This window comes from Nocardiopsis sp. CNR-923 (assembly GCF_001942255.1).
In the GTDB taxonomy this organism is placed as follows: Bacteria; Actinomycetota; Actinomycetes; order Streptosporangiales; family Streptosporangiaceae; genus Nocardiopsis.
Genome location: NZ_MKKC01000075.1, coordinates 13,154 through 25,785 on the forward strand (window position 1 = coordinate 13,154; position 12,632 = coordinate 25,785).

General features: G+C 70.7%; 7 protein-coding genes and 3 pseudogenes. 5 read left to right on the forward strand and 5 right to left on the reverse strand.

The features are described from left to right. Positions 1 to 34: 34 nt before the first annotated feature. The 3 genes and pseudogenes from lipA (at position 35) to BJF83_RS27445 (ending at position 2,388) form a co-directional block, all read left to right on the forward strand. Positions 35 to 985 (forward strand): lipoyl synthase, encoded by a 951-nt coding sequence (gene lipA / locus BJF83_RS10285; RefSeq protein ID WP_075926105.1) that lies wholly within the window; start codon positions 35 to 37, stop codon positions 983 to 985. Positions 986 to 1,203: 218 nt separating this feature from the next. Beyond that, a pseudogene (locus BJF83_RS10290) lies at positions 1,204 to 1,925 on the forward strand (DUF4191 domain-containing protein). A gap of 187 nt (positions 1,926 to 2,112) precedes the next feature. Beyond that, the gene (locus BJF83_RS27445) at positions 2,113 to 2,388 is read left to right on the forward strand and encodes a hypothetical protein (RefSeq protein WP_158070352.1); all 276 of its coding nucleotides are present in this window, start codon (positions 2,113 to 2,115) and stop codon (positions 2,386 to 2,388) included. Between the two features lie 266 nt (positions 2,389 to 2,654). Here BJF83_RS27445 and BJF83_RS10300 read toward each other — a convergent pair whose 3' ends face one another. Both BJF83_RS10300 and BJF83_RS10305 read right to left on the reverse strand, forming a co-directional pair. Further along, a complete protein-coding gene (locus BJF83_RS10300; protein ID WP_075926134.1) occupies positions 2,655 to 4,088 on the reverse strand; it encodes an LCP family protein in 1,434 nt (477 codons plus the stop codon). A 278-nt stretch (positions 4,089 to 4,366) separates the two neighbouring features. Further along, positions 4,367 to 4,837, reverse strand: a complete 471-nt coding sequence (locus BJF83_RS10305; RefSeq protein ID WP_075926106.1) for a transporter — start codon at positions 4,835 to 4,837, stop codon at positions 4,367 to 4,369. 329 nt (positions 4,838 to 5,166) lie between these two features. On the opposite strand from BJF83_RS10305, the gene glnA reads away from it, so the two are divergent. Together glnA and BJF83_RS10315 are read left to right on the forward strand one after the other, a co-directional pair. Next, entirely contained in the window at positions 5,167 to 6,591 is a 1,425-nt protein-coding gene (gene glnA / locus BJF83_RS10310) for a type I glutamate--ammonia ligase (protein WP_075926107.1), read from the forward strand. Positions 6,592 to 6,731: 140 nt separating this feature from the next. Next, a pseudogene (locus BJF83_RS10315) lies at positions 6,732 to 9,782 on the forward strand (bifunctional [glutamine synthetase] adenylyltransferase/[glutamine synthetase]-adenylyl-L-tyrosine phosphorylase). Between the two features lie 13 nt (positions 9,783 to 9,795). On the opposite strand, the pseudogene BJF83_RS10320 reads toward BJF83_RS10315, so the two are convergent. From BJF83_RS10320 to BJF83_RS28895, 3 genes and pseudogenes are all read right to left on the reverse strand, one after another. Next, positions 9,796 to 11,647 (reverse strand): annotated as a pseudogene (locus BJF83_RS10320) (carbohydrate-binding module family 20 domain-containing protein). A gap of 379 nt (positions 11,648 to 12,026) precedes the next feature. Then, a complete protein-coding gene (locus BJF83_RS10325) occupies positions 12,027 to 12,365 on the reverse strand; it encodes a hypothetical protein (protein ID WP_075926108.1) in 339 nt (112 codons plus the stop codon). A 100-nt stretch (positions 12,366 to 12,465) separates the two neighbouring features. Further along, on the reverse strand, positions 12,466 to 12,594 hold the full coding sequence (locus tag BJF83_RS28895; protein WP_262391455.1) for a hypothetical protein: 129 nt from the start codon (positions 12,592 to 12,594) through the stop codon (positions 12,466 to 12,468). Between the last annotated feature and the right edge of the window lie 38 nt (positions 12,595 to 12,632).

Below are 12,632 nucleotides of genomic sequence, written 5' to 3' on the forward strand. Positions count from 1 at the left end.
CCCGTCACGGGGCACAGAAGGGAACGGGTTCGCGTTGACCGTCGCTCCTGAGGGCCGCAAGCTGCTGCGCGTGGAGGCGCGCAACAGCGAGACCCCCATCGAGAAGAAGCCGCCGTGGATCAAGATCAAGGCGCACATGGGGCCCGAGTACTCCGAGCTCCACTCCCTCGTCAAGAAGGAGGGCCTGCACACGGTCTGTCAGGAGGCCGGGTGCCCCAACATCTACGAGTGCTGGGAGGATCGGGAAGCCACCTTCCTCATCGGCGGCGACCAGTGCACCCGCCGCTGCGACTTCTGCCAGATCGCCACGGGCAAGCCCACCGCGCTGGACCGCATGGAGCCGACCAAGGTCGCCAACTCGGTGAGGACGATGGGGCTGCGGTACGCGACCGTCACGGGCGTGGCGCGCGATGACCTGGAGGACGGCGGCGCGTGGCTCTACGCGGAGACGGTCCGCAAGATCCACGAGCTCAACCCGGGCACCGGCGTCGAACTGCTCATCCCCGACTTCAACGCCGACCCCGAACAGCTGGCCGAGGTCTTCGGGTCGCGTCCCGAGGTGCTGGCGCACAACACGGAGACCGTGCCGCGCATCTTCAAGCGCATCCGCCCGGGCTTCCGCTACGAGCGCTCCCTGGAGGTCATCACCCGCGCCCGCGAGGACGGCCTGGTCACCAAGTCGAACCTGATCCTGGGCATGGGCGAGACCCGCGAGGAGATCAGCGAGGCCATGCGGGACCTGCACGCGGCCGGATGCGACCTGCTGACCATCACCCAGTACCTGCGCCCCTCCAAGCTGCACCACCCGATCGACCGCTGGGTCAAGCCGGAGGAGTTCGTGGAGCTGGGCGCGGAGGCCGAGGAGATCGGCTTCGCCGGAGTCATGTCCGGACCCCTCGTGCGCTCGTCCTACCGCGCCGGACGCCTGTACAAGCAGGCGAGGGAGAAGCGTGACGCACAGGTCGTCTCCGGGACGGACGAGTAGGGTTCGGACGTGACGGCACAGTCGTAACCAAGCTGGAACGGTGGCCCTCGGGTCACCGTTCCGGAGTCGTGGGGCCGCCCGCCTATCCTGGTGGGGAGAGGCGCCCCGCCGGCGGCGCCGGATGGCGCCGCACGTAGTCGACCGCGAAGAGGAGGCAAGGCAGCCCAGGGACGCCGTTTCCCCGCCGACCCCGTCGGCGCGCGCTGCCTGAGAGCACGATGGCGAAGAAGCCCAAGGGTTCCGAGAAGACGACCCCCGCCAAGGGCCAGGCCGACAGGCAACCCGGTCGGTTCAAGCAGATCGGCATGGTCGCCAAGGTCGTCCACCAGCAGAGCCCGCGCAGTATCCCGATCGCCGTGGCCGTCGCGGTCGTCGTCCTCGCCGTCGCCGTGGGGATCGCGCCTGGACCGGCTCCTGGCTGGTGTGGACGCTCACCGGCCTCCCCGTGGCCTTCCTGGCCGGCTTCATCGTCTTCACCCGTTCGGCCCAGCGCGTCCAGTACACGATGCTCGACGGCCGTCTGGGCGCGGGGATGGCGATCCTGGAGAACATGCGCGGCAACTGGGTCGTCGAGCCCGGCGTGGCCGGGAACAAGCAGATGGACGTCGTCCACCGCGTGGTCGGCCGTCCCGGCGTGATCCTCGTCGGCGAAGGCGACCCGGGCCGTCTGCGCCCGCTGATCGCGGGTGAGAAGAAGCGGGTCGCGCGCGTGGCGCACGACATCCACATCTACGACTTCAAGGTCGGCAACGGCGAGGACCAGGTCCCGCTCGACAAGCTCCAGCGGACGCTGGTCAAGCTGCCGAGGCTGTTGGACAAGCCGGACATCGCCGAGCTGAACTACCGGCTCAAGGCGCTCCCGCCCGCCATGCAGATGCCCAAGGGACCGATGCCCAAGGGCGCCAAGCTCCCCAAGGGGATGCGCGGCCGGATGGGCTAGGGCGGTCCCGGACCTTCGAGGGGGTCGTCCCGAGGCGGGACGGCCCCCTCGCGCGTCCGGGTGATGGGGTTCCCGGGCAGAATCGGCGGTCAGTCGCAGGAGACCCGGTCGGCGGCGGACCTGCTGTCCAGCCCGTCGAGCGGGTCTCCTGCGTCTTCGCCCGAGCCCGCCGTACACCACCGCGTGGTTGATCTGGTCCCGGCCGCCGGACCACCCGGAGGAGCCGTCCACCGGATGGCAGACCGGGATGTCCACGATGAGGTCGCGCGGCACGTTCACCATCGTCACCTCGCCCGCGTCGACGTTGGCGTTGACGATGACCAGGACGTCGGGCCGGTCGCCGCCCGACTCGGTGTCGACGCCGAGGAGCAGGATGTTGCGGACGCCCTCGACGCTCACGGGGCGATCGCCCCAGGCGTCGGTGTCGATCTCCTCGGTCTGGATGTCGCGCGCGGACGCGTAACCCGCGTAGGCGGTCAGGCTGACCGCGATGAGCAGGGCCGTGAACGCGCACGCGAACCACGGCCCGGCGGTCATGATCGGGCGCGGGGCGAGGAGGGGGACACGCGTTGGGGAGCCATGGGGGGCACCGATCTGGTAGGGGACGGGGAGGGGTGTCCGACGGGGGATCTGCGCCCGGCACACGAGAACGGATATATCGGACGGATGCTCGTCGACCGGCACGGCCGCCACGCGGGTCCATCCGAAGCGGTCCTCTTCAGCCCCGCGTCAGCAGGGGCTGTCCTGCGCGGCCTCCGCCGTGGTGCCGCCCAGTTCGTCCGTGACGGAGGCCTGCGACTCGGCGTTCTCCCCGCCCCCGACACCGTCCCAGTCCTGTCCGAGGACCAGTTCGAGGTCTGCGGTCAGCCCCTCGGCCTGCTCGACCACGGCCTCTCCCACGGCCTCGGCCAGGACGGACGCCGCGGCCTCCTGGCCGGGCGCGTGGTAGACGGTGGTCACGCCCGGGAAGCGCGCCTCGGGGTTGCCGGTGTTGGTGACGTCGAAGCCCTCCGATTCCAACTGCGCCTGGACCTCGGTCGCCAGACCGGTGACGCCGGTGTTGTTGCGGACGTCGACCGTGATCTCCGAGGGAGCGGGGGCGCTCTCGTCGCCGGAGTCGTCGGTCTCCTCGGGCTCCTCCTCGTCGGCGCCGGTGAGGTCCTCGCCGTTGTTGATCGCCTGGAACAGCTCCGAGGCGTCGGGCTCGCGCATGCTGAGGCGGTTCGGGTCGCTGCGGTTCTGACCGTTGGGGACCGTCACGAACTGGACGTTGCCCAGATCGACCTCGCGCATGGCGATGGCGAGGTCGGTCATGATGTCGACGGTCAGCTCGCCGTCGGTCGAGATCGAGTCGGTGACCGCGCCGAGGAAGTTGGTGACGGTGACCGGGCTCGTCATCACCTCACTGCTCAACACCTGGCGCAGCATCGCGCCCATGAACTCCTGCTGGCGCTCGATCCGGGACAGATCGCTGCCGTCCTCCGTGCTGTAGCGCGAGCGCACGAAGCCGAGCGACTCCTCGCCGTCCAGGGTCTGCAGTCCGGCGTCCAGCTCCAGGTGGGCCTTGGGGTCGGCGATCGGTTCGGGGATGCACATCTCCACACCGCCGACGGCGTCCACCATGTCCCTGAACCCGGTGAAGTCCATCATGACGAAGTGGTCCAGGTGCACCCCCGTGACCTGCTCCACGGCGCTCCACTGGCAGCCGACGCCACCGAAGGTCATCGCGGAGTTGAGCATGGCCGTCTGGGCGATCATCCCGTCGTACCCCTCGGCCGGCTCGCACCCGGGCAGCTGCACGACCAGGTCGCGGGGCAGGTTCACCAGAGTCGCCGTCCCGTCGTCCACGTTGATGCTGGCGATGAGCATGGTGTCGGGGCGCTCGCCCTCGGCCTCGCCGTAGTCGGCGTTCTCCCCCGAACGGATGTCGGAGCCCAGGATGAGCAGGTTCACCACGCCCTCGACGCTCACCGGCCGGTCCCACGCGTCGGTGTCCACGTCGTGCGTGGTGATGTTGCCGACGATCCCCTGATACCACCCGTATCCGCCCAGACTGACGGTGACGGCCAGCGCGGTGGCCGCGCACGCCACCCACTGACCGGCGGACATCCGCGCAGGGTCGAGCACACGCGGGGAGCGGGGGGCGGAGCGTCTTCCAGCCATACCAACCTTGATGGTGCGTTGCGGCCCGTCGAAGGGCGGGGTCATGGGACCCATGGGTCGAAATCGTTCCCAGGGAGAGTAATGAACGGATGTTAACAGCAGCTAAGAAGGGGTGCGTCCCTCTCTGCGCCGATTTTCGGACAGGAGTGCGCGCGCTCGGACGCCCCTGCGACGCCCCCGGACGTCAACGGCGGTGGAAGCACTGGCGAGAGCGGTGGGACGGTGCGCAGAACCCGCGTCGGCCGACCGCGGAACCGGAGGATTCCTTAACAGGATGCTCACAAGCGCGTCGCCACGGTGCCCGCGGCGCGGTCGTGCAGGCCACGGGTGTCCCGGTCGTAGACGACCGCGGGGACGACCAGGCACAGCAGCAGGGTGCGCACGGTCATCGACACGAACCACGGCCAGGAGCGCTCACCCGTCGCGGTGATCGCGACCCCGACCATGCGGCGGCCCACGGACGTGCCGAAGAGTGTGAGCGACACGATGCTGGTGGCGGCGTACACGACCAGGGCCGTGTTACTGATCAGCGGGGCGACCTCAGCCTCCCCGGACAGGCCGGAGCCGATCAGCCCCGCGCGGTAGGCGGCCCAGGCGAGCAGTAGCGCCAGCGCCCAGTCGAGCGCCAGACCGGCCAGCCGACGGCCGACGCCGGGCACCGAACCGGAGCCGCTCTCGGGCAGTCCCAGGCGGTTGCCCCGGTAGCGGAAGTCGTCCTCGGCCGTGCCGCCGCCCCTGTCGTCGCTCATGCCCTCACGGTATCGGCCCGGTCGACGGGGCGATGCCGACCGCGGTGGTTAGCGGGCCGCACACGGCGCGCACAGGCGTGGCCCCGGTCACGGGAACCCTCCGACACACGCCCTGATTCCTCCCGTTCCGGGGTGGAATCACCGGGTAACACGGGTTGGTCTGCGAAAACGGCGGACTCCGTAACCTGCAGGAAACAATCGAGACATGGCGTGGAAACCACCCGCTCCTAGCTTCGATGGCGAAGCCGGGAGGCGGCGTGCGCTCCAGGACATCCGCGACGGAGCGGACGGGGAGCCGGCCGTCTCAGCCACCTGCACGGAGGTTCGTTTTGTTCAGCAGCGTCGACGAGGTGCTCGCCTACATCCGAAACGAGGACGTCAAGTTCCTCGACGTCCGGTTCACGGACCTGTTCGGAGGCGTGAACCACGTCACCCTTCCGACCGAGAACGTCGACGAGTCGACGTTCACCGATGGCCAGATGTTCGACGGGTCCTCGATCCGCGGTTTCCAGGCCATCCACGAGTCCGACATGCTGCTGCTCCCCGACCTGAGCACGGGCGTGGTGGACCCGTTCCGCAAGCACAAGACGCTGAACATGACGTTCTTCGTGCACGACCCGCTGACGCTGGAGTCCTACAGCCGCGACCCGCGCAACGTCGCCCGCAAGGCCGAGGCTTACCTGCGCGGCTCGGGCGTCGCGGACACCGCCTTCTTCGGCCCCGAGGCCGAGTTCTACATCTTCGACGACGTCAAGTTCGAGACCCGGGCCAACACCGGCTTCTACGAGATCGACTCCATCGAGGGCGCCTGGAACACCGGGTCCTCGATCGAGGGCGGCAACCGCGGCTACCGTCCGCGCTACAAGGGCGGCTACTTCCCCGTCGAACCGGTCGACCACTACAGCGACCTGCGCTCCGACATGGTCCGCGCCCTGATCGACTCCGGCCTGGAGGTCGAACTCCAGCACCACGAGGTCGGCACCGCCGGCCAGGCCGAGATCGGCATCAAGTTCGGCACGCTGCTCCAGCAGGCCGACCGCGTCCAGCTGTACAAGTACATCGTCAAGAACGTCGCCAACGCCGCGGGCAAGACGGCCACGTTCATGCCCAAGCCGCTGTTCGGCGACAACGGCTCCGGCATGCACTGCCACCAGAGCCTGTGGAAGGACGGCGCCCCGCTGTTCTTCGACGAGTCCGGCTACGGCCAGCTCTCCGACACCGCCCGCTACTACATCGGCGGTCTGCTCAAGCACGCGTCGGCGCTGCTCGCCTTCACCAACCCGACGGTGAACTCCTACCACCGCCTGGTGCCGGGCTACGAGGCCCCGATCAACCTGGTCTACAGCCAGCGCAACCGCTCGGCCTGCATCCGCCTGCCGCTCACCGGTTCGAACCCCAAGGCCAAGCGCATCGAGTTCCGCGTGCCGGACCCGTCGGCCAACCCGTACCTTGCCTTCTCCGCGATGCTCATGGCGGGCATCGACGGCATCAAGAACAAGATCGAGCCGCCGGAGCCGGTCGACAAGGACCTCTACGAGCTGCCCCCGGCCGAGGCCCAGGCGATCAAGACCGTGCCCGCGTCGCTGGACGTGGCCCTGGAGGCCCTGGAGGCCGACCACGAGTTCCTGCTCGAAGGCGGTGTCTTCACCAAGGACCTGCTGGAGACCTACGTCGACTTCAAGCGCACGGAGGAGATCGACTCCCTGCGCCTGCGTCCGCACCCGCGCGAGTTCGAGCTCTACTACGACATCTAGGTCGTCGGACAGCTCCCGGGGGTGACGCGCCCGGTGCGCGCACCCCGCTCGGGGCCGTATCCGCTCGGATACCGGCCCCGCCCCGGTTCCGGGGTCCGCCCGGCTACCGTTGACGCGTGGCAAGGGACGGAAACACCAACATGACAGCAGGCGCGCTGGCCAGGCGTGGCTTCAGCGACAGCACCCGGGCCCTGCGCCTGGTCGGGGAGGCCGGTCTGGACCCCCGGACCGACACCGACGTCATCGACGCCCTCGCCGTGGCGCCGGACCCCGACCAGGCCCTACTCGGCCTGATCCGAGTCCTGGAGACCGCCCCGGACGCCGAAGAGGTGCTGACGGTGCTGCGCGAGGACCCGGACCTGCGCACCCGGCTGTGCGGCGTGCTCGGCACCAGCACCGCGCTCACCGACCACCTGGTCCGCCACCCGGGTGACTGGCGGGAACTGCGCGGCGCCGACGCCGCCCGCTCTCCCGAGCCCGAGGAGCTGCGCCGGGGCCTGCTGCACACCGTCGGCGCCGACCCCGACTCCCGCGCGCCGACCGCCGCCGTGTTCGACGGCGGTTCGCTGAACGGCCTCCGGCACGCGCTGCGCGTGGCCTACCGCAGGCGGGTCCTGCGCCTGGCCGGACGCGACCTGTCCGGCCTGTGCACCGTCGACGAGGTCGCCGCCGAACTGGCGGACCTGGCCGCCGCGACCCTCGACGCGGCGCTGGCCGTCGCCCGCGCCGAGCGCCCCGAGGACGCGGCCAGCTGCCGTCTGGCGGTGATCGGGATGGGCAAGTGCGGCGGCCGGGAGCTGAACTACGTCAGCGACGTCGACGTGGTGTTCGTGGCCGAGCCCGCCGTGGTCCCCGACGGCGAGGAGCCGGTGGACGACCAGGCGGCGATGCGCGCCGCCACACGGCTGGCCACCGCCATGATGCGGATCCCGTCCGAGACCGACGCCGAGGGCGTGCTGTGGGAGGTGGACCCGGCGTTGCGCCCGGAGGGCAGGAACGGCCCCCTGGTCCGCCCGTTGTCGGGCCACCTGGCCTACTACGAGCGGTGGGCCAAGACCTGGGAGTTCCAGGCGCTGCTCAAGGCGCGCCCCATCGCGGGGGACGCCGAGTTGGGCGCGGCCTACCAGGCGGCGATCTCGCCGTTGGTCTGGGAGGCGGCCGGGCGCGAGACTTCGTGGAGGACGTGCAGGCGATGCGCCGCCGCGTGGTGGCGCACATCCCGGCCGGGCAGGCCGAGCGCGAGCTGAAACTGGGGCCGGGCGGGCTGCGCGACATCGAGTTCTCGGTGCAGCTGCTCCAGCTGGTCCACGGACGCACGGACGATCGGCTGCGGTCGGGGCACACCCTGGACGCGTTGGCGGCCCTGTCCGCGCACGGGTACGTGGGCCGCAAGGACGCGGCGGGCCTGGCCGACGCCTACCGGTTCCTGCGCCGGGTGGAGCACCTGCTGCAGTTGGAGCGGCTTCGGCGCACGCACATGATGCCCGACCCCGCCAGCCCCGACGGTCCGGGCCAGCTGCGTCGGCTCGGCCGGGCGCTGGGCTACACGGCGGACCCGGTGCGCGAGCTGACCGAGGCCCGGCGCAAGGTGTCCGCCGAGGTGCGACGGCTGCACGAGAAGCTGTTCTACCGTCCGCTGCTCAACGCCGTCGCGCGCTGCCGGAGGAGGAGGCGCGGCTCTCGCCCGACCAGGCGCGTGCACGGCTGGAGGCGCTGGGATTCGCCGACCCGGGCGGGGCGCTGCGGCACCTGGAGTCGTTGACCTCGGGGGTGTCCAGGCGTGCGGCGATCCAACGGACGCTGCTGCCGGTCATGCTCGGGTGGTTCTCCGACGCGCCGGACCCGGACGCGGGTTTGCTGGGCTTTCGGCAGGTGAGTGATGCCCTGGGAACCACCCCCTGGTACCTGCGGCTGCTGCGCGACGACGTGCGGGTGGCCGAACGGATGGCCTGGCTGCTGGGCACCAGCCGGTACGTCACCGACCTGCTGCTCCGGGCCCCCGACGCGGTCGCGACGCTGGCGGACGACGCCGACCTGGAGCGCCGGCGGCCCGAGGTGCTGGCGGCGGAGGCCGAGGCGGCGCTGCGGCGCTACGACTGGTCGGAGGAGTCGGTGTCGGCGGTGCGGGCGCTGCGCCGCCGCGAACTGCTGCGGACGGCCGCCGCCGACCTGTTGGAGGTGTCGTCGGTCCAGGAGGTGGGCGCGGCGCTGACTGACATCGCCGCGGTGACGATCGAGGCGGCGTTGAGGGCGGCGTGCAACAGGGTGGTCGCCGCGTCCGGGGACGAGCCGCTCACGCGGGTGTGCGTGGTCGCGATGGGGCGGTTCGGCGGCGGAGAGCTCACCTACGCCAGCGACGCCGACGTGATGTACGTGCACGATCCGCTGCCCGAGGCCGATCCGGTCGCGGCGACGCGGCAGGCGCTGGCGATCGTGCGCGAGCTGGCCAGGCTGCTGGAGATGCCCGCCGCGGAACCGCCGCTCAAGGTCGACACGGACCTGCGCCCGGAGGGGCGGAGCGGTCCGGTGGTGCGCACGCTGGACTCCTACGCCGCCTACTACGGGCGCTGGTCGCAGGTGTGGGAGAGCCAGGCGCTGCTCAGGGCGCGGCCGATCGCGGGCGACCCGCAGCTGCGCGCCGCGTTCACCGCGTTGATCGACCCGATCCGGTACCCGGCGGGCGGCCTCGACGCGTCCGCGGTCCTGGAGATCCGCAAACTCAAGGCCCGTATGGAGGCCGAGCGGCTGCCGCGCGGCGCGGACCCGACGCTGCACACGAAGCTGGGCCGGGGCGGGCTGTCGGACGTGGAGTGGGTGGCCCAGCTGGTGCAGTTGCGGCACGCCCACGCTATCCCGACCTGCGCACCACGAGCACGCTGGAGGCCTTGGAGGTGGCCGTGGCCCACGGGTTCCTGGGCGCCGACGACGGGGCTGTCCTGGAACGGGCCTGGCGCTTGGCGTCGCGGGTGCGCGGCATGGTGATGCTGGTGCGCGGTCACGGCGGTGACTCGCTGCCCACCGATCTGCGGGTACGAGCGGCGATCGCGGAGGCGATGGGGTGCAGCGGCGGCGCGGAGGGCGAGGACGTCGAGGAGGTGGCCGAGGGGCCCGCCGAGCGGTTGACCGAGGTGTACCTGCGGACCACACGGCGGGCGCGGTCGGTCATGGAGCACGCGTTCTACGACGACTGAGGGGCCGGGGCGGTCAACGCCAGTACTCGGTGAAGACCTGGGTGCAGCCGCCGCCGCTGTCGTCTCCGGTGGCCACGCGGTTGCCGCCGGTCTCCCACACGACGTTCCCGGCGCCGTCGATCTTCACGTACTTGTACTCGAACAGGGCGCCGACGGGGAGTCGGGTCGACCCCGTCCACCAGGGGTAGGAGCCCTGGTCGGTGCTGAGGCGGACGCCGTGGGCCGGGTTCCAGGAGCCCAGTTCGGGGATGGAGCCCACCAGGTACAGCTCCTGGCCCCAGTAGGTCTCGGCCCGGACGTGGAACTCGGCGGGCACGGTGGCGCAGTCGTCGCCCCCGCACTCGCCGGGGTCGTCGCACACACCGCCGACGTGCAGTGCGACGGCTCCGTCCGCCGGGACGGTCACGGTGACCCGACCCCCGGAGACGGTGAACGCGCCCTCCCCGGCAGCGTTCTCGTAGGCGCCGTCGGGCAGATCGGTGTGCGCGGTCAGGTTCCAGGCCGCGCCGCTGGCGTTGAAGGCGGCGAAGCCGCGGGAGCCGCGGTCGAAGGCCAGGCGGGAGTCTCCGTCGGTCGCGCGCGGGACCACGTCGCGTCCGCGGTGGCGTTGCGGAAGGCGGCCATGCCGGCGACCGTGGGGTGCCGGTGCTCGCAGACCCAGGCGGCGCTGGAGCAGTCGGTGTCCTCGGTGATCCATCCGGCGGGGTCGCCCTCGACCTCCCCGACGCTGGGCGGCCCCTGGGCCTCGTCGGCGAAGTCGTAGCTCGACATCACCACCGGGTGCCCGTAGGGGTGGGCGAGCATGAAGGCGGTGGCCAGGTGGTACCGGTCCCCGTCCTTGAAGGTCAGCGTGGGGTGGGACCGCTGGGTGTCGTGGTTGTCGATGAAGACGGTGGCCTGGTCGTCGGTGAGTCCGCCGTAGTCGGGCAGGGCCGCCAGTCCGGAGACGGCGCCGTCGGCGAACCGCGCGGCGATGTCGCGCTGGTAGTCGAAGTTGGTGACGCGGTCGCCGTCGAACGCGTACTGGGTGTAGGGGATGGTCGCGTCGCCGTAGACCTCGTGGTAGACGTCGGGTTCGCCACCGAATCCGGGCACGTCGTGCAGGCCGGCGAAGATGTCCTGGACGTGGGCCTCCGGGACGTGCTTGGCGGCGTCCACGCGAAACCCCGCCACGCCCATGTCCACCAGGGCGTTGAGGTAGCGCCGGATGCGCTCACGGACCCGGGGGTCGGCGGTGTTCAGATCGGAGAGCTCCAGGAGTTGGCAGTTCTGCACCCGCCACTTGTCGTTCCAGTCGGAGACGGGCTCGTAGCAGGGACCGAAGTCGGCGTGGCGGTAGGCGGCCGACCCGTCGCCGAACAGGTCGGGGTAGGCGTAGTACCGCCATTCGGTTCCCGCGCTGCCGGTGCCGGAGCCGGGGCCGGTCATGTGGTTGATCACGGCGTCGACGTAGATCCGCACGCCGTTGTCGCGGCAGGTGTCGACCATCGACTGGAACTCGGCGGCGGTGCCGCGCCGGGTGTTGTCGATCCGGTAGGAGACGGGCTGGTAGTCCTGCCACCAGGGGTACTGGCCGCCCTCGGCCGAGGGGATGACCACGTGCTCCTGGGGCGGGGAGACCTGGACGCGCCGAACCCCCGGGGGCCGAGGAAGTCCTCGCATTCGGCGGCCACGGAGTCCCACGTCCACTGGAAGAGGTGGACGATCGTCTCGCCGTTGGCCTCGGCGGAATCGAAGGTTTCGCGGGGGACCGAGGATGGCGTCTGGGCGGCCGCGGGGGTCGCGGCCGGGACCGGGGCGGCCAGTGCGACGCCGAGGAGGAGGGCGAAGGCGGCCCCGCCGAACCGGTGCCGTGTCGAGGTCATGCGTGCCTCCTTGGGAGGATTCCCGGCGGGGCCGCACTGCCCCGCCGACGCCCTCTTGCGTAAACTGCAAGAGTTTTCTATAGGGTGATGAACCTAACAGACCCGATGGGGCTTGTGAACGGGGCGTTGTTGTCGTGTTTCTTCCATGACAATCGGTGATTACACCGGCTGTGAACTGCCATAACGTCGAGATCATCGCGTGAACGAGACGAAGGTGCGCGCCCTGACCTGCGGCGGAAGCACGGAGCGCTGAGCGCAAAAACCCGGAAGGTTTACGCAAGAGTCTGCAAGGGGGCACAAAGAACCGGCGACCGCAGGGGGCCACACCCCGCCGCCGCCGGCGCACGCACGGAATCGGACGCCCCGGAGGGGCCCGCCCCTACCAGAAGACGGCCACGCCGATGTTGAGGATCGCGAGGACACCGGCGGCGGCGGCCAGCCGGTTCGAGGGTTTGCGCAGGTTGAGCACGCCCAGGACCACCACCGCCAGGGCGATGACCAGCTTGACGCCCACCTTGACGTGGTCGAGCTCCGCCCCCCCGGCCGTCTCGGCCACGCCGACGAGGGCCAGTCCGGTGACGAACTGGAGGAGGGAGCTGTGCAGCAGGACCTTCGCCGACTTGGGGTGACCGGAGATGACCTGCATGAGGAAGCCCGCGATGATGCCCGCCAGGCCGATCATGTGCAGGAAGACGAGCGCGGAGTAGAAGATGTCCATGGCGCCAGGCTACTACGGCGTGTAGTTTTAAGACCCCTTTTAATGACACACCGACGTAACGATACGCACGGCGCATCGGCGCCGTGCGCCCCGATCCGCCTCAACAGCGCGACCTGCGCACGCGCCACAACGACCAGATCAGGGCCAGACCGAGCAGCGCGCCCGCCACCCGCACCGACCCCGCGCCCACGAACGCGTTCACCCGGGACAGGACCGTGGGTTCGCCCACGACCAGAGCGCCGGTCGCACAGGAGGTGGGATCGCGTC

Bases quoted from the DNA above. Each gene is read 5' to 3' on its own strand.
- BJF83_RS10300 (WP_075926134.1), bottom strand. From the start codon at position 4,088: ATGGCTGGAAGACGCTCCGCCCCCCGCTCCCCGCGTGTGCTCGACCCT.
- BJF83_RS10305 (WP_075926106.1), bottom strand. From the start codon at position 4,837: ATGAGCGACGACAGGGGCGGCGGCACGGCCGAGGACGACTTCCGCTAC.
- BJF83_RS10325 (WP_075926108.1), bottom strand. From the start codon at position 12,365: ATGGACATCTTCTACTCCGCGCTCGTCTTCCTGCACATGATCGGCCTG.